Below are 17053 nucleotides of genomic sequence, written 5' to 3'. Positions count from 1 at the left end.
CTCACGCGCTTGGCGGGAGCGTCCTTTCCCGATGGCCGCTGCCGGGAATCGCCGACGTCAGCCGCGGTTGCCGACCAGCCAAGCGCGCATCCGGCCAGCGAGGAGCGGCCGGGCGCGCCCGACATCCTCGTCGTCGAGCAGCGGCGAGGCCGTGAGGGTCGCGAGATAGGCGTCCTCGGCGGTCCGGCAGGCCCGGAAGGCGGCGTCGGCGGCGAGATCCCGGTCCGTCAGTGCGGCCTGGATCCGGAAGTTGCGGCTGACGCAGTCGCGCCACGCGGCGTGGCGGGCTTCGGTCTCGCTCGCGGCCCGGGCGGTGCCGCAGGCGGCGGCGACGAGGACGACAGCCAGAAGCGGGACCGGCGTCACGTGGCGGGCTCGCGGCATCGTTAAGGCACTCCGTCACCCGACAGAGTGGCGCCGCAGGGTTAGCGATCCGTTAAGGAACAGCGCATGCGGCCGAGGTTCCACTGCTCGCCGCGTGGCTTGTTCACCGGTTTGCGGTGGTGACCGGGGAGGTGACGCCGCCGAGGGAGACCCAGGCGACGGCGTCCTGGCTCTCGCGCTTGATGAACACGTAGCCGGTCTTGTGCCAGGGCAGGATCGCGCTGGTCTTGTTGTCGAGCACCAGGTCGCCCCGGTCGGTGATCAGGGTCAGCACGGCGTGGCCCTCGCCCTTCTCGTCGATCACCACGGTCATGCGCATCGCCCGCCGCGGCAGGCCGGCCTCGGCCAGCATGTGGCGCTTGAGCAGCTGGAAGTCCTCGCAGTCGCCGATGCCGTCCTCGGCCAGGTCCCAGCGGTCGGCCACGTGCAGGTGGTCCTGGTCGGTCATCGGCTCGATCGCCTTGTTGACCCGCCGGTTCACCGACACGATCGTCGCCCAGGTGGCGGGCGTCAGGCTGATCCGGGCCGGCTCACCCCGGTCCAGCGCGCACTCCGCCGCGTAGGTCTGGCAGAACGTCACCCACGCCGCGATCGGCTTGGCATCGCCCTGCACCCGGGCGCCGGCCTCGGTGGGCAGGCTCGCCAGCGTCTGCGCCTGGGCCGGGGCGGCGAGCCCCGCGACGGCGAGGGCAGCCAGGGCCGCCCGGCGGCTCCGGGAGAGCCGACGCGAGGCGGGTCCCTTGACCAGGCCCTGCATCATGGAAACCGCGAACCGCATCGCCGGGACCCAACCGTTAAGCTCTCGTTAACGAAAGCTCTCACGCCGGCGGGCCGGCGGCAATCCGCCGATTAACAAAAGGTTAATGCTGTGCGCAACGCGGATAAGCGCACTCTCGGCCGGTCATCGTGACGCTCACCGGCCGTGCGCGAAAACGTGAAGGCGCCTCAAGGTGTTCTCCGACGAGATCCGCCGTTATCCCGGCACCGCGCCACCAAGAAGAAGCCTGTGGGCGGCAGGAGGAAGACGTATGCGTTGCGTTGCAGACAGAGTGGCCGGCCTCGTCCTGGCCGTGCTCGCAGCGGGAACCCTGGGGATGCTGCCGGCCTCCGCCGCGGCTCCGACCGCCGCCCCGCCCGCGACCGACCTGAAGAGCGAGGGGCCGACGCAGCCGGCCAAGGTCCAAGACGGTCAGTACACCGACAAGAACGGTAACCCGACCTACCACGTCACGGACGGCGGCAAGATGGTCGACTGGTACACCATGTCCGGCTACGTCCGGTACAGCGCGAACTGCATGGCCTGCCACGGCCCCGACGGGCTGGGATCGACCTACGCGCCGTCGCTGGTCGAAGCCCTCAAGGGCATGGACTACGCGCAGTTCGCCGGCATCGTCGTGGGCGGCAAGAGGGACGTGAACGCCTCGCAGGAGCTGGTGATGCCCGCCTTCGGCGAGAACAAGAACGTCACCTGCTACCTGCCGGACATTTACACCTATCTCCGCGCCCGCTCCGACGGGGCGCTCGGCCGCAACCGGCCGTCCGAGCACGAACCCAAGCCCGCGGCCTTCGAGAAGGCCGAGGATGCCTGCATGAAGTGAGGCCGCCCCGGTCCGGCTTCCCGCGCGAACCGGACCGGGTCGACACGCCCCGTTGCACCGCTCGATTGCGCACGACATACTCCGCCCAAGACGCTGAAGAGCGGGCGCCAAGCCTGCCGAGGGGGTCGCAGGGGGTGGAACGTGGCTCAAGGATCGGGAGTGCGCCGCCATCTGTGCGGCATCTGGACGGCCTGGACGGACGCGGCCGGGGCCGCCGACGCGGCCGCGGAGGTGGCGCTCGCGGTCGGTGACACCGCCCTGTCGCAGGTCGTCGCGTTCTTCTCCGCCGATTACGATGCCGAGATCCTGGCGCGCGCGCTGGAGACCCGGTTCCCCGGCGTGCCGGTGGCCGGCTGCTCGATGTCGGGCGGCATCGCCCCGGCCGGCGGCCTCGACCGCGGACTGGTTGTCATCGCGTTTCCGGCCGAGCGGTTCCGGATCGTCTCGACCGTCCTCGACGCCATCGACCACCTCGACGTGGAGCGGACCGCCTCGGCGGTCCGGGCGCTGCGCCGGACCCTGGACCCGCTGGACCGGTGCCGCGATGTCGACGCGGCCGGCACGGGCCACCGCTTCGCCCTGTCGCTGATCGACGGGCTCGCCAACGCCGAGGAGACCGTGGTCTCGGCGATCGCCTGGGCGCTCGACGGCATCCCGATCGTCGGCGGCTCGGCCGGCGACGACCTGCGCTTCCGGGACGCCGTCATGCTCCACGGCGGGAAGATCCACCGCAAGGCGGCGGTCCTGGTGCTCGTCGAGACCGACTTCTCGGTAGAGATCTTCAAGAGCGACAATTTCGAGCCGACGCGGACCAAGTTCGTGGTCACCGCCTCGGACGGCGAGCGCCGCACCGTGCACGAGCTCAACGCCGAGCCGGCGGCCCGGGAATACGCGATGGCGATCGGCCTCGACCCCGAGGGCCTGTCGCCGATGAGCTTCGCCGCCTACCCGCTCGCCGTGAAGGTCGGCGGCGAGTATTTCTGCCGCTCGATCCGGCGGATGAACGAGGACGGCTCGCTCAGCTTCTTCTGCGCGGTGGACGAGGGCGTGGTGCTCACCCTCGCCGAGCCGCGCGACATCGTCGCCTCGACCCGGGCGGAGCTGGCGCGCCTCGACGCCGTGCTCGGCGGCGTCGACCTCATCATCGGCTTCGAGTGCGTGCTCCGCCGCCTCGACGCCGAGAGCCGGCAGGTCCGCCACGGGATCGCCGACCTCTACCGCCGCTACAACGTCGTCGGCTTCGAGACCTTCGGCGAGCAGTACCGGGCGATGCACCTGAACCAGACCTTCACGGGCATCGCCATCGGCAAGACCCTCGCCGCGGGCGCGCCGGCCGCGGCCCCCGCCCCGGCCGCGTCGTGACCCTGCACCCGAACGGCCTCGAGACCGACGCGTCCCTGCACCGGCGGATCGAGAAGCTCGAGCGGATCAACGCCGCGCTGATGTCCCATGTCGAGCGCTCCATGGACCAGCGGGGCAGCGCCTACTCGCTGTTCCAGACGGCGATCATGCTCGAGGGCCGGGTCCGCACCCGCACCGAGGAGCTGACCGGGCTGATGCACCGGCTGGAGCGCTCCAACGAGGCGCTGGCCGCGGCCAAGGAGGAGGCCGAGACTGCCAACCGCTCGAAGACGCGGTTCCTGGCGGCGGCGAGCCACGACCTGCTGCAGCCGGTCAACGCCGCCCGCCTGTCGATCTCGGCGCTGGCCGACCTCGACGTGCCGCCGGAGGCGCGCACCATCGCCGGACAGGTGGAGCGGGGCCTGCAGACCATCGAGGACCTGATCAAGACGCTGCTCGACATCTCGAAGCTCGATGCCGGGATCGTCCGGCCGCAGGTCCAGCCCGTCTTCCTGCCCGACCTGCTGGCGGGAATCGCCGAGAGCTTCGAGCCCTTCGCGCAGCGCAAGGGCCTGCGCCTGTCGGTCCACTGCCCAGACCTGACCGTCACCAGCGACGTGGTGCTCCTGCAGCGGATCCTCCAGAACCTCGTCTCCAACGCCGTCAGCTACACCCGCACCGGCGGGATCGTCCTGGCGGCCCGGCGCCGCTCCGGCGGCGTCCGGATCGAGGTGACCGACACGGGCTGCGGCATCGCCGCCGAGGAATGCGAGCTCGTCTTCGACGAGTTCTTCCGGGGCGGCGACCGGCCGAGCAGCGGCGAGGAGCCGGGCCTCGGCCTCGGCCTGTCGATCGTCCGCCGCATGGCCCTCGCCCTCGATCATCCCCTGCGGCTGCGCTCCCGGGTCGGCCACGGCACCCGGGTGTCGCTGACGCTGCCCCTGAGCGCGGTCCCGGCCGCCGCGGCGCCGCCCGCGCCGGTGGCGACCCGGCTCTCGGGAGCCCACGTCCTCGTCGTGGAGAACGACGCCTCCACGGCCGACGCCCTCGCGCGCCTGCTCCAGAACTGGGATGCAAGGGTCTCGACCTTCCGCGACCTCGCGGGGGTGAAGGCCGCCGTCGCGGCGGGCGCCGGGGCGCCGGACATCCTGGTGCTCGACTACCATCTCGACGACGGCGCCTGCGGCCTCGACGTGGCCGCCTATCTCCGGGCGCTGCATACCGGGCCGCTCCCGGTCATCGTCACCACCGCCGACCATACCGGCGCGGTCGAGGAGCGCGTCACCGCCGCCGGCGCGGAGCTCGTGCACAAGCCGATCAAGCCGGCCCAGCTCCGCTCCCTGCTCACCTACATGCTGGCCTGAACCCGATCGGGCGCCGCGGCGCGCCGGCTCGCGCCGGATCCGAGCCGCGGGCGTCCGCGGCGAACACTCCCGTCCGCGCCGTGACATAGGACACACGGCACCCCTCGACGGGCCTCCCCGCCTGCGCGACAGGGAGCAGCATCCGCGGCGCGTCCCGTGCCCGGATGTCCCCCCGCCATCGACGTCACGGACCCGCCGGGACGCCGCAGGAGCGCGCACCCATGGTGCAGGTCCCGCACGGTCCGACAGGCAGCCCGCCGGGTCATCCTCAGGGCACCGCGCAGGGGCCCGTCCAGGACGGCCTGCCGCCGCGCGAGCGCGTCCTCGCCATGGCGGCGATCGGGCTCGCCATGACCATGGCGGTCCTCGACGGGGCCATCGTCAACGTGGCGCTGCCCGTCATGGCCAAGGACCTCGCGGTCCGGCCGGCCGACGCGATCTTCGTGGTCAACGCCTACCAGGTCGCCGTCACGGCGAGCCTCCTGCCGTTCGCGGCCCTCGGCGACATCTTCGGCTTCCGGAAAGTCTACCTGCCGGGGCTCGCGCTGTTCGTCGCCGCGTCGCTCGCCTGCGCGGTCGCGCCGAACCTGCCGATGCTGATCGCGGCGCGCATCGTCCAGGGCCTCGGTGGCGCGGCGATCATGAGCGTGAATATCGGCTTCGTGCGCTTCATCTACCCGCACCGGATGATCGGCCAGGGGGTCGCCAACGTCGCGCTGGTGGTGGCGGTGGCCTCGGCCGCCGGCCCGACCGTGGCGGCGGCGATCCTGTCGGTGGCGACCTGGCCCTGGCTTTTCCTCGTGAACATCCCCGTGGGCCTGCTGGCCCTGGCGGTGGCGTCCCGGACCCTGCCGGTCACACCGGCGAGCGGCCGCCCCTTCGACCTCGCGAGCGCGGTGCTCAACGCGCTGACCTTCGGCCTGCTGATCATCGGGATCGACGGTCTCGGCGATCCGGAGGCGCGCGGGGTCGCGATCGTCGAGCTCGCCGCCGCCCTGGTCATCGCCGCGGTGTTCGTCCGGCGCCAGATCCGGCTGCCCGCCCCGCTCCTGCCGGTCGACCTGCTGCGGATCCCCGCCTTCGCCCTGTCGATGGCGACGTCCGTCGCCTCGTTCTGCGCCCAGATGGTCTCCTACGTGGCGCTGCCCTTCTACTTCCAGGACGTGCTGCACCTCTCCAGCACCCAGACCGGCTTCCTGCTCACCCCCTGGCCGATCGCGGTCGCCGCGATGGCGCCGATCTCCGGCCGCCTCGCGGACCGCTACCCGCCCGGCATCCTCGGCGGCGTCGGGCTGGCCATGATGGCCGCCGGGCTCGTCAGCGTGACGCTCCTGCCCGCGGCCCCCGCCACCCTCGACATCGTCTGGAGGCTCACCCTGTGCGGCCTCGGCTTCGGCCTGTTCCAGTCGCCCAACAACAAGGTCATCGTCACCTCGGCGCCGCGCGAGCGGGCCGGCGGGGCGAGCGGGATGCAGTCGACGGCGCGGCTCACCGGGCAGTCGTTCGGCGCGGCCCTGGTGGCGGTGATCTTCGGCCTGACGCACGGGCTCGGGGCCGAGCGGGCCGTCACCATCTCGCTCTCCTGCGCGGTGGCGCTCTCGGTGATCGGCGGCTGCGCCAGCGTCCTGCGGCGGAGTCGGAGCGGCTAGACCGACCCCGTATGCCACCGCGGGCGCGGGACCGCGTTGACGCGACGAGTCACGTGCAGGAGCGTCCCATGGATCTCGATCTCTCCGGCCGGAAGGCCCTGGTCACCGGCTCGACCGGCGGCATCGGCTACGCCATCGCCAAGGAACTCCTCGACCTCGGCGCCGAGGTCGGCATCAACGGCCGCACGCCCGAGCGCGTCGAGGCCGCGCTGGCGAGGCTGCGGGGCGAGGCGCGGGCCGGCCGCGCCTTCGCGGCACCGGGGGATGTCGCGACCGCGGACGGCGTGTCCGCGCTCGTCCAGGGGCTGCCGGTCGTGGATATCCTGGTCAACAACACCGGGATCTTCGAGCCGAAGCCGTTCTTCGAGATCCCGGATGCCGACTGGCAGCGCTTCTTCGACGTCAACGTGATGAGCGGCGTGCGCCTGTCCCGGGCCTACACGCCCGGCATGGCGGAGCGCGGCTGGGGCCGGGTGATCTTCATCTCCAGCGAGTCCGGGATCAACACGCCGACCGAGATGGTCCATTACGGGATGACCAAGACCGCGCAGCTCGCGATTTCCCGCGGGCTCGCCCAGACGGTGGCCGGCAGCGGCGTGACGGTCAACAGCGTCCTGCCCGGCCCAACCCTGTCGGAGGGCGTCGCGGAGTTCATGACGCAGATGGCCGGCGGCGCGGCCGACGCCGACCTCGAGGCCATGGGCCGCCAGTTCGTCGCGGAGCACCGGCCTTCCTCGCTGATCCGGCGCCTCGCGCGGGTGGAGGAGGTGGCGAACCTCGTCGCCTATCTCTGCAGCCCGGCCGCGAGCGCCACCACCGGCGCAGCTCTGCGGGTCGACGGCGGTGTCCTGCAGGGCCTCGCCTAGGATCAGGCAGGGCCCGAACCCGGGATCAGGACCGGTCCGAGCATCACCCGCCGGTCTCGGAAGCGGTGGCCCGGTCAACCAACCCGCGGGCGCGGAACCGCGATGCCCGGCGAGAGCGCGCGAGGAAGCCCGCGATCCAGACCCGTGGATCCGGACCTGTGGACGCGCCCCGCTCCGCGGATCGCCCGAGCCCGCCGGAGCGACCGGCGGCTCTGGATACCGGGCTTTCGCCCGCGGCGCGCCGCGCCATGTCGGCCGGTCGGCCGGCCCGACTGGAGCGTCGCGGAGGCACCTAGAGCCGTCGGCCCAGACGAGACGCCGGACTTGGCTCTAGGTCGTGATCAGGCCTTCAGGTGGGCGGCGAGATGCTTGTTCATCTCGAACATGGAGCACTTGTCCTTGCCGAAGACCTTCTTGAGCTTGTCGTCGGCAACGATCTCGCGCTTGTTCTGCGGGTTCTGAAGATTGTTCTTCTTGATGTAGTCCCAAACCTTGCTGACCACCTCGCCGCGGGGCAGCGGGCTGGTGCCGACGATGGCGCCGAGCTCGGCCGACGGCTTCAGCGGCTGCTGCAGAGCGTTGGGCTTGGTGCCGGCCGACTTGGCGGCAGCCGGCTTCGCAGCCTTCGCCGGGGCGGCCTTCTCCGCAGTCTTGGTGGTCTTGGCCGCCTTCGGCGCAGCCTTCTCGGTCTTTGTGGCCATAAACTTCCTCCGGTTCTCGGGCCGCAGGCCGGGGCATGATCGCCCCACGGCCGAGCCAGCATAGCAGCAACTAAGCGGTGCCGCCGCCGTTCCAAGGGGAAATTGCCTTTGCAGCCCCCTCATCCACAAGGCACGCACGAGAATCCCCTGTGGGATCGCCCGATCGACGCCGTGGTGAAGATTATTCGGTCCGATGCCGGGCGCGAAACCTGCTCTTAACAATCCTGCGCGCGAAGTACAGACATGTTCGCCCCGGCCCTCACGCTCGCGCTCCTGCTCGCCACCGGACTGGTCACCGGTCTCGGGTTGGTGATCCGCGCGGAGACGACGGCCTCCGGCACCGCGCCGGGGCGCGGACTGATCTGAGCGACCCGGGATTGCCGCGCCGGTCCGCCGGGTGCATCAGCCCGACCGCATGACCGACCCGATCACCCTCGCGAGCCTGGAAGGGACTGCCCACGTCGTCCAGGTGGCGCTCAGCCCCGTCTTCCTGCTGTCGGGCATCGCGACGCTCCTCAACGTCTTCGGGGCCCGCCTCGCGCGCGTGGCGGACCAGGCCGACCACGTCTCCGGATTGCTGGCGGGGGCCGGCGACGCCGAGCGCGTCCGCCTCGGGCAGCGCCTGGACCGCCTTCACCGGCGCTCCCTCGCGCTCGACGCCGCGGTGTTCCTGGCCGCGCTCGGCGGCGTGGCGACCTGCGGCTCGGTGCTGACGCTGTTCGTGGGCGCGCTGCGCGACAGCACGGTCGCGACCCTGCTGTTCGGCCTGTTCGGCGCGGCGATCCTGTGCACGCTGTGCGCCCTCGTGGCCTTCGGCTTCGAGATGCTGCTGGCGAACCGCTCGGTCCGCGACCGGATCAACCAGCGGCGGGCGAGCGCCGGCATGCCGCCCGACCGCTGAGCGCTCGGTGCGGGTCCGGACCCCGCGCCCCGCCGGCGGAACCGGTCCCGACCGGCGCGCTTAGTGAGCCGAGGGACCGCCGCGCGGGCACGACCCCGCGCGCGAACCGGGAGAGATCATGCCGACGGACCTGCCCAACGAGCGCACCCTGAGAAAGCCCGGCACGCTGGAGCTCGACCCCGCCGCCGGCGAAGGCGTCGCCATCGACGAGACGCCGCGTCTGATCGCGTCCAACAGGGTCGAGGGCACCGCCGTCTACGACCGCAGCGGCCGCCACCTCGGCGCCATCCACAATTTCATGGTGGACAAGATCTCCGGACAGGTCGCCTACGCGGTTCTGGCCTTCGGGGGCTTCCTCGGGCTCGGCGAGACCCACCACCCGCTGCCCTGGAAGGCGCTGAGCTACAGCACCGAACTCGGCGGCTACGTGGTCGATCTCGAGCCCGGCGTGCTCGCGGAGGCGCCGAGCCAGGCGGCCGGTTAGGCCCGGCTCGTCGACCCGGGCTGTCGGGCGCGGATCATCCCGCGTCGCGGCGCGCGGATGCCCCGCTGCGGAGCGGTGCGGGCCCCGGGACGTGCCGGCTCAGAACTTCCCGCCGAGGCCGACGCTGCCGCCCGGCGACAGCATCGGGCCCATCGAGCCGCTGCCGCCGCTGCCGCCGACGGCCGCGTTGCCGCCGTCGAGATCCTCGCGCCGGATGCGGCGCTCGCCGCTGTCGGCCGTCCGCGTGGCGCCGCCGGCGGTCTTGGGAATCGCGAGCTGCCTCGTCGGCGCCGTCTGGAGAGGCTGACCGTCGGCATCGACCGCGGCGTTGCGCGGCTCGCGGTTCGGCAGCGAACCGCGCAGCGACGGCGGCAGCCCGACCTCCGTCGCCGGCATCACGCCTCCGCCTCCGCCGAGCGCCTGACAGCCGGCCACGAGACCGGACAGGGCGGCACCGAGCGCGAGGCCGCGCGCTGCCGCGCATCGCGACGTGGTGAGGGTCGACATCGTGTAGTCCTCGACAGTGGCCGCGGTGCCATCCGCGGCTCGCGTGGGTTTATGCGCGGTTGTCTACGCTGGGGATGCGGCGAAAACCAGACAGCGCCGCGGGACGCCGGGGGATGACGCCGCCCCCTCGGACCGTGCGGGCGCCCCGCGCGGCCCGAGCCTTGCTGCGAGGCCGCCGCGGTCCATAACTTCGCCCAGGTCCTGCGGCACGACGCCATCCGCGGGCGGGATCCTGCCGGCGGCGGACCCGGAACCGGCCGAATGCGGTCGTGGACGCGCCGGCACGCCGGCGCGGCCCGGCCTTTCCTCAGAGGACGAAGCGTGTTCAGAACCAACCGGATGATCGCGGCCGTGACGCTCGCCCTCTGGGCGTCGGGGGCCGCGGCGCAGGCCCAGGTGAGCGGCAGCGAGGGTCCTGCCGGTCAGGCCGCGCCGCAGAGTCCGGCCGCGCCGCCATCCGCACCGCCGGCCCAGACGCCGGCCCCGGTACCGGCCCCGACGCCACCGCCCGCGGCGACCCCGGCCGCCCCGCCCGCCAGCCCGCCGGCTGCCGCGGGCGCGCCGCCCTCCGCGGCCCAGGCCCAGCAGCAGGGGACACCCGCCACCGTCCTCGACACGCAGGATTACGAGAGCCTGCTCGGCCGCAGCGTGCGCAGCGCCGGCGGCGACGAGCTCGGGCGCGTCATCGACATCATCATCGACAAGGAGGGTCATCCCCGCGCCGCCATCATCGATTTCGGCGGCTTCCTCGGTGTGGGAACCCGCAAGATCGCCGTGGACTGGCGCGCCCTGCGCTTCACGCCGGACGGCGGGAAGGAGCGCAAGCTGTCGGTCGCGCTGACCCGCAATCAGGTCCGCGTCTCCCCGGAATACAAGGCCGGCGAGCCGATCGTGGTCCTGGGCCCCGCCAGCCCGGCCGCGCCCGCGGCCGAGGGCGAGCAGGCGGCCGCGCCGACGGCGGGCTCCGCGACACCGCCGCAGTCGGCCCCGGCCCCGGCCGCGCCGGTGCCCGGCAACGCAGCCTCGGGCGCCGCGGCGCCTGCCGCCGCGACCCCGCCGACCCCCGCCGCGCCTGTGCCCGCGCCCGCGCCCGCCCCGCCCCCGGAGAAGGCACCGGATAAGTGACGGTGGCCCGGTTGAAGGTCAGAACCGCCGCCGCCCCCCGCGAGCGTGACGTGCCCCGGCAGGACATCCGTTCCCGTCCGACCCGCCTGAAGGATCAGGCGGCCGAGGCCGCACGCGCGCCGGCAGGCTCGGCGGTCCACGGCGAACGCGCGATCTCGTCGGCGAGCCGCTACGGCCTCGACGCCTTCGCGTTCTTCGTCGCGAACCTGCAGACCGGGTTCGGCCCGTTCCTGGCGGTCTACTTCTCGCAGGCCAAGTGGACCCAGTCCGACATCGGCTTCGCCCTCACGGTCGGCAGCCTCGTGGCGCTCCTCGGCCAGGTGCCGGGGGGCGCCTTCGTCGACGTCGTGCGCTCGAAGCGCTTCGCCGCCGCCGTGGCGGTCATCGGGATCGCCGGCAGCGCCTTCGCGCTGGCGGTCTGGCCGAGCTTCCTGATCGTGCTCCTGGCGATGGCGCTCCACTCGGCCGCGAGCTGCGTGCTGACGCCGGCCATCGCGGCGATCAGCATCGGCCTGGTCGGGCGCGCCCGGGCCGGCGAGCGCCTCGGCCGGAACGCGAGCTTCGCCGCCCTGGGCAACGCCCTCGGCGCGGCCGGCATGGGCGCCATCGGCTACTACCTGTCGAACGGCGCCGTCTTCTACCTCACCGCCGCCCTCGGGATCCCGACGGTGATCGCGCTGGCGCGCATCCGCGCCCAGGACATCGATCCGGGTGTGTTCAAGGAGCCGGCCCCGGCCCAGGCGGCGCCGGCCTCGACGGCGCCCGCGTCCGGCCAGGACGGCATCCGCGCACTCCTGACCAACCGCGGCCTCCTGTGCTTCGCGGCCTGCATGGTGCTGTTCTTCCTCGCCAACGCCGCGATGCTGCCCCTCGTCGGCAGCGTCCTGACCCTGCGGGCGAGCGAGACCGCGACCGCGCTCGTGGCGGCCTGCATCATGGTCCCGCAGGCCGTCCTCGCGGTCAGCGCCCCGGCGGTCGGCCGGGCCGCCGAGCGTTTCGGCCGCTACCCGGTGCTGCTGTTCGGCTTCGGCGCCCTCCCGGTCCGCGGCCTGCTGCTCGCCTACACGACCAACCCCTACGGCCTCGTCGCCATCCAGGTGCTCGACGGGATCTCGGCCTCGGTGCTGGGCGTGATGGTGCCGCTGATCGTGTCGGACCTCACCCGCGGCACCGGCCGCTTCAACCTCGCCCTCGGTGCGGTCGGGACCGCCATGGGCATCGGCGCGGCCCTCTCGACCTCGCTCGCCGGCATCATGGCCGACCATCTCGGCAGCCACAGCGCCTTCCTGGGGCTCGCGGTCGTCGGCTTCGCGGCCTTCATGCTGGTGGCGCTGATCATGCCGGAGACGCGCCAGCCGGAGCGCGCGGCCTGAACGGTCACGGCATCGGATTCGCTTGGGTGTTTCCACGCCGCTCAAGCGGCGTTCAGGTTCTGCGGATAAAAGCGCAACGAAGGTGCGAGCCGGTGAAACATATGGCAACGCTCTCGCGTTGCCGCTGCGGGTCAGACTGCGCCCGCGCTGCACTCCGCCTCAGCCCGTAAGCCAAAGCCGCGCGAATACGGAATGGTCACCGCGATGGAAGAGCTGCACCGATACGCCGACAGGCCCTTCGCCTTCGTCGGACGGTATCTCCGGCGCCGCTGGCTGCCGCACCTGGTCATCCTGATCTCGGTGCTCGGCGCCGTCGGCTTCTCGGTCTCCACCGACTACGCCCTGAAGGGCGTGGTCGACGCGCTGACGAAGGGTCCCGGCCCCGACAACACCGTGATCTGGGGCGCCCTGGCGGTCCTGATCGCCTTCATCGCCGCCGACAACATGCTCTGGCGCGTGGCCGCGCTGACCGGCGCCTTCACCTTCGTGGGCATCACGGGCGACATCCGGCGCGACCTGTTCCGGCACCTGACCGGCCACTCCCCGACCTTCTTCTCCGACCGCCAGCCGGGCACCCTGGCGTCGCGGATCACGGCGACCTCGAACGCGATCTTCACGGTCGAGAACATGTTCGTGTTCAACGTGATGCCGCCGACGGTCGCGGCCTTCGGGTCGATCGCCTACATCGCCACCGTCAACCTCACCATGGCGGGCATCCTGGCGGGCGTGTTCGCCGCCGTCGTCGTGCTGATGTTCAAGATGGCCGCGGCCGGCAAGCCGCTGCACCACGACTTCGCCGCCAAGGCCGCCTCCGTCGACGGCGAGATGGTCGACCTCGTCGGCAACATGTCGCTCGTGCGCGCTTTCTCGGCGTTCAAGCGCGAGGGCCAGCGCTTCGAGGGCACCGTCGCCACCGAGATGCGCGCCCGCCGCTCCTCGCTGCTCTATCTCGAGAAGCTGCGCATCGTGCACGCGGTGCTCACCGTGCTCGCCGTGTTCGGCCTGCTCTACTGGGCGATCCAGATGTGGGAGGCCGGCCAGGCGACGAACGGTCAGGTGGTCCTCGTCTGCACGCTCGGCATCCGCATCCTCGCCGCGACCCGCGACCTCGCGGTGGCGCTGGTCGACGCGACCCAGCACACCGCCCGCCTCTCCGAGGCGCTGCACACCCTGCTCCAGCCCCACGACCTCGTGGACCATCCGGAGGCGCAGCCGCTCAGCGGCCAGGGCGCCAAGATCGAGTTCGAGCACGTCGCGTTCAGCTATCCGGACGGGCGCCCCGTCTTCACCGACTTCGACCTCGTCATCGAGCCCGGCCAGCGCGTCGGCCTCGTGGGCAGGTCGGGCGGCGGCAAGTCGACCCTGTTCTCGCTGATCCAGCGCTTCTACGACGTGCAGAGCGGCGCGATCCGCATCAACGGCCAGAACATCGAGCGCGTCACGCAGGAATCCTTGCGGGAGGCCATCACGGTCGTGCCGCAGGACGTCTCGATGTTCCACCGCTCCCTGCGTGAGAACATCCGCTACGGCCGGCCCGAGGCGACCGACGAGGAGGTCTGGCAGGCGGCCGAGGCGGCGCACTGCACCGACTTCATCAAGGCCCTGCCGGAAGGCTTCGACACGATCGTGGGCGATCGCGGCGTGAAGCTCTCGGGCGGCCAGCGGCAGCGCATCGCCATCGCCCGGGCGATCCTGAAGAACTCGCCGATCCTGCTGCTCGACGAGGCGACCTCGGCGCTCGACGCCGAATCCGAGCAGGCGATCCGTCACGCCCTCGCCAACCTGATGAAGGGCCGGACCGTCATCGCGATCGCGCACCGTCTCTCGACGCTGCAGGATTTCGACCGGATCGTCGTGCTCGACGGCGGCCGCATCGCGCAGGACGGCTCGCCCGACAAGCTGACCCATCTCGACGGCTTCTTCCGGGAGCTGATGAAGAAGGAATCGATGGCGATGGCGCTCGCCGCCGCGTGATGATCCTTCTCGCCGAGCGGACGCACCGCAGCCGTCTTTGCGAGCGCAGCGAAGCAATCCAGTGAGGCACGCGATGCCCGAGCGTGGCGCATCCCTGGGTCGCTTCTCTGCGCTCGCGATGACGGTATGGATCGAGTGACGGCCCGGCGGCCGGCGCTCGCCGGCCGATCGTCGCGCGGGCACGGCCGCTCCGGTTCCCACGCCCGCCCGGCACTGCTAGATCACCGCGCGGCCGGACCGGAGCTTGCATCGCCTGAGACGTCGCGAACCGGCCCGGTTCCGACGCAACGCGACGCCCGAGCCCGACCGTGCCCGACCTTGCCCACGTTATCCGGGAGATCTCCGAGGAGATGGCCCAGCGCCCCGACCGGGGCGCGGTCGCGGACTACATCCCGGAGCTCGCCCGGGTCGATCCCGGCCAGTTCGGCCTGGCGGTGATCGACGCCGAGGGGCAGGTCTTCACCGGCGGCGACAGCGAGACGCCGTTCTCGATCCAGAGCGTGTCGAAGGTGTTCACGCTCACCCTCGCCCTCGGCATGGTCGGCGACCGCCTCTGGAAACGGGTCGGCCGCGAGCCCTCGGGCAATCCGTTCAATTCCATCGTGCAGCTGGAGCGGGAGCGCGGCGTGCCGCGCAATCCCTTCATCAACGCGGGCGCGATCGCGGTCACCGACGTGATCCTCTCGGGCCACGAGCCCCGCGAGGCGCTGGGCGAGATCCTGCGCTTCATGCAGTTCCTGGCCCAGGATTCCAGCATCACCATCGACGAGACGGTGGCGGCTTCGGAGAAGCGCACGGGCTTCCGCAACACCGCGCTGGCCAACTACATGAAGTCGTTCGGCGTCCTCGACAATCCGGTCGACTACACGCTCGGCGTCTACTTCCACCACTGCGCCATCGCGATGAACTGCCGCCAGCTCGCGCGGGCCGGACGGTTCCTGGCGCATAACGGCGTCAACCCGTCGACCGGCCACTCGGTGGTGTCGGCGGAGCGCGCGCGCCGCATCAACGCGATCATGCTGACCTGCGGCCACTACGACGGGTCGGGCGAGTTCGCCTACCGCGTGGGCCTGCCGGGCAAGAGCGGGGTCGGCGGCAGCATCCTGGCGATCGCGCCCGGCAAGGCGTCCATCGCCGTCTGGTCGCCCGGCCTCGACGCGGCGGGCAATTCCCATCTCGGCCGCATCGCCCTGGAGCGGCTGACGCAGCGCATGGGCTGGTCCGTCTTCGGCGCCTGAGGAGAGCGCCGCGCCCCGCGTCGCACCCTCTTGCGCGGCGCCCGCTTCCGCGGCACTGCGCCGGCGGGGCGCCGCGGCGCCGAGACGGGGCGCACCGGCATGGCGACGCGTACGGCAGTCCGGGCTGCCGAGGAAGCTCTCGATCCCGGCGCCATCCTGGCCCGCCTCGACCGGCTTCCGGCGACGCCGACGGTCTGGCGCCTCGTGGTGCTGCTCGGCCTCGGCTTCTTCTTCGAGCTCTACGACCTGCTGTTCACCGGCTACGTCGCGCCGGGCCTCGTCAAGGCCGGGATCCTCACGCCGACGACCCCGGGCCTGTTCGGCGCCAGCGGCGTCGCGAGCTTCGTGGCGGCCCTCTTCACCGGCCTGTTCATCGGCACCATCGCCTGCGGCTGGCTCGCCGACCGGTTCGGCCGGCGGGCGATCTTCACGTGGTCGCTGCTGTCCTACACCGCCGCCAACGTGGTGATGGCCTGCCAGAGCGACGCCTTCGGCCTCAACCTCTGGCGCCTGATCGCGGGGATCGGCCTCGGCCTGGAGATGGTGACGATCGGCAGCTACCTGTCCGAGCTGGTGCCGAAGGCGATCCGGGGCCGGGCCTTCGCCCTGTGCCAGGGCATCGGCTTCACCGCCGTGCCGGTGGTGGCGTTCCTGTCCTACCTGCTGATCCCGGCGGCGCCCCTCGGCATCGACGGGTGGCGCTGGGTGGTGCTGATCGGCGCCTCGGCGGCGATCGTGGTCTGGTGGATGCGAGCGGGCCTGCCGGAGAGCCCGCGCTGGCTCGTCGAGCACGGCCGTCTGGCGGAGGCCGAGGCGGTCCTGCGGCGGCTGGAGGCGCGGATCGCGGCCGAGCACGGCGGCGCGCTTCCCGCACCGGCCGCGCCGGAGCCGGTGCAGCCGCGCGGCGCGTTCCGCGACATGTGGTTCCAGCCCTACCGGCGCCGCGCCCTGATGATGGCGGGGTTCAACGTCTTCCAGACGGTCGGCTTCTACGGCTTCGCCAACTGGGTGCCGACCCTCCTGGTGGCCCAGGGCATCACGGTGACGTCGAGCCTCGCCTACACGGCGCTGATCGCGCTGGCCGCCCCGGTCGGGCCCCTGATCGGCCTCGCCATCGCCGACCGGTTCGAGCGCAAGCACGTCATCGTGGCCGCCGCCCTCCTCTACATCGCCTGCGGCCTGGCCTTCGCGCAGACGCGGGACGTCGCCGTCATCGTGGCGCTCGGCATCGGCCTGACGCTGGCCTCGAACGTGATGTCGTACAGCTTCCACGCCTATCAGGCCGAGCTGTTCCCCACGGGCATCCGGGCCCGGGCGGTCGGCTTCGTCTATTCCTGGAGCCGCTTCTCGGCGATCTTCACCGGCTTCGTCATCGCGTTCGTGCTGCGGGAGGCCGGGACGCCGGGCGTGTTCCTGTTCATCTCGGCGGCGATGCTGGCCGCGGGCCTGCTCGTCGGGCTGCTGGGTCCCCGGACGCGGGACGTCGCGCTGGAGAAGATCGCGGGGTGAGGCCCGTGAGGAGCACAGCTCCCGGCAAGCCGAATCCGT

Annotated in this window: 16 protein-coding genes and 1 pseudogene; 13 read left to right on the top strand and 4 right to left on the bottom strand. The window is 72.1% G+C overall.

Features of this window, described 5'->3' with window-relative positions:
• Positions 1 to 57: 57 nt before the first annotated feature.
• Positions 58 to 384: a hypothetical protein gene (locus BM419_RS09170; protein ID WP_091926255.1), complete on the bottom strand. Its 327-nt coding sequence runs from the start codon at positions 382 to 384 to the stop codon at positions 58 to 60.
• Between the two features lie 103 nt (positions 385 to 487).
• Positions 488 to 1162 carry a transglutaminase-like cysteine peptidase gene (locus tag BM419_RS09165; protein ID WP_170855138.1) on the bottom strand — a complete coding sequence of 225 codons (675 nt, stop codon included), beginning with the start codon at positions 1160 to 1162 and terminating at the stop codon, positions 488 to 490.
• A gap of 250 nt (positions 1163 to 1412) precedes the next feature.
• Here BM419_RS09165 and BM419_RS09160 point away from each other — a divergent pair, with 250 nt between their 5' ends.
• From BM419_RS09160 to BM419_RS09140, 5 genes are all read left to right on the top strand, one after another.
• Entirely contained in the window at positions 1413 to 1982 is a 570-nt protein-coding gene (locus BM419_RS09160) for a c-type cytochrome, methanol metabolism-related (protein WP_091926254.1), read from the top strand.
• 141 nt (positions 1983 to 2123) lie between these two features.
• Complete coding sequence (locus tag BM419_RS09155; protein WP_026604820.1) at positions 2124 to 3344, top strand: FIST signal transduction protein; 1221 nt, start codon at positions 2124 to 2126, stop codon at positions 3342 to 3344.
• Positions 3341 to 4687 carry an ATP-binding response regulator gene (locus tag BM419_RS09150; RefSeq protein ID WP_091926253.1) on the top strand — a complete coding sequence of 449 codons (1347 nt, stop codon included), beginning with the start codon at positions 3341 to 3343 and terminating at the stop codon, positions 4685 to 4687. Before BM419_RS09155 ends, BM419_RS09150 begins: the two co-directional genes overlap by 4 nt.
• Positions 4688 to 4908: 221 nt before the next feature.
• Positions 4909 to 6336 (top strand): MFS transporter, encoded by a 1428-nt coding sequence (locus BM419_RS09145; RefSeq protein ID WP_091926252.1) that lies wholly within the window; start codon positions 4909 to 4911, stop codon positions 6334 to 6336.
• Between the two features lie 68 nt (positions 6337 to 6404).
• Positions 6405 to 7202 carry an SDR family NAD(P)-dependent oxidoreductase gene (locus BM419_RS09140; RefSeq protein WP_091926251.1) on the top strand — a complete coding sequence of 266 codons (798 nt, stop codon included), beginning with the start codon at positions 6405 to 6407 and terminating at the stop codon, positions 7200 to 7202.
• Between the two features lie 341 nt (positions 7203 to 7543).
• Here the strand turns inward: BM419_RS09140 and BM419_RS09135 are convergent, their stop codons facing one another.
• Positions 7544 to 7903, bottom strand: a complete 360-nt coding sequence (locus BM419_RS09135; protein WP_012320460.1) for an SWIB/MDM2 domain-containing protein — start codon at positions 7901 to 7903, stop codon at positions 7544 to 7546.
• A gap of 243 nt (positions 7904 to 8146) precedes the next feature.
• Between BM419_RS09135 and BM419_RS33200 the strand changes: the two genes are divergently transcribed.
• From BM419_RS33200 to BM419_RS09125, 3 genes and pseudogenes are all read left to right on the top strand, one after another.
• Positions 8147 to 8269: a hypothetical protein gene (locus tag BM419_RS33200; protein ID WP_020092516.1), complete on the top strand. Its 123-nt coding sequence runs from the start codon at positions 8147 to 8149 to the stop codon at positions 8267 to 8269.
• A 49-nt stretch (positions 8270 to 8318) separates the two neighbouring features.
• The gene (locus tag BM419_RS09130) at positions 8319 to 8804 is read left to right on the top strand and encodes a DUF2721 domain-containing protein (RefSeq protein ID WP_042669689.1); all 486 of its coding nucleotides are present in this window, start codon (positions 8319 to 8321) and stop codon (positions 8802 to 8804) included.
• Between the two features lie 118 nt (positions 8805 to 8922).
• Positions 8923 to 9276 (top strand): annotated as a pseudogene (locus BM419_RS09125) (PRC-barrel domain-containing protein); the annotation flags it as partial.
• Between the two features lie 111 nt (positions 9277 to 9387).
• On the opposite strand, the gene BM419_RS09120 reads toward BM419_RS09125, so the two are convergent.
• On the bottom strand, positions 9388 to 9795 hold the full coding sequence (locus tag BM419_RS09120; RefSeq protein WP_026604823.1) for a hypothetical protein: 408 nt from the start codon (positions 9793 to 9795) through the stop codon (positions 9388 to 9390).
• Between the two features lie 339 nt (positions 9796 to 10134).
• Here BM419_RS09120 and BM419_RS09115 point away from each other — a divergent pair, with 339 nt between their 5' ends.
• The 5 genes from BM419_RS09115 (at position 10135) to BM419_RS09095 (ending at position 17014) form a co-directional block, all read left to right on the top strand.
• A complete protein-coding gene (locus BM419_RS09115; protein WP_091926250.1) occupies positions 10135 to 10920 on the top strand; it encodes a PRC-barrel domain-containing protein in 786 nt (261 codons plus the stop codon).
• A complete protein-coding gene (locus BM419_RS09110; protein ID WP_042669687.1) occupies positions 10917 to 12293 on the top strand; it encodes an MFS transporter in 1377 nt (458 codons plus the stop codon). Before BM419_RS09115 ends, BM419_RS09110 begins: the two co-directional genes overlap by 4 nt.
• A 204-nt stretch (positions 12294 to 12497) precedes the next feature.
• Entirely contained in the window at positions 12498 to 14267 is a 1770-nt protein-coding gene (locus BM419_RS09105) for an ABC transporter ATP-binding protein (protein ID WP_026604824.1), read from the top strand.
• A gap of 308 nt (positions 14268 to 14575) precedes the next feature.
• On the top strand, positions 14576 to 15505 hold the full coding sequence (locus BM419_RS09100; protein WP_020092523.1) for a glutaminase: 930 nt from the start codon (positions 14576 to 14578) through the stop codon (positions 15503 to 15505).
• A 99-nt stretch (positions 15506 to 15604) separates the two neighbouring features.
• Positions 15605 to 17014, top strand: coding sequence for an MFS transporter (locus tag BM419_RS09095; protein ID WP_091926278.1), 1410 nt, complete (start codon positions 15605 to 15607; stop codon positions 17012 to 17014).
• Positions 17015 to 17053: the final 39 nt, after the last annotated feature.

The organism is Methylobacterium sp. yr668 (assembly GCF_900116245.1).
GTDB lineage: Bacteria > Pseudomonadota > Alphaproteobacteria > Rhizobiales > Beijerinckiaceae > Methylobacterium.
Note: the sequence above shows the minus strand (reverse complement) of the source record. Positions and strands in the feature narration are given on the sequence as shown.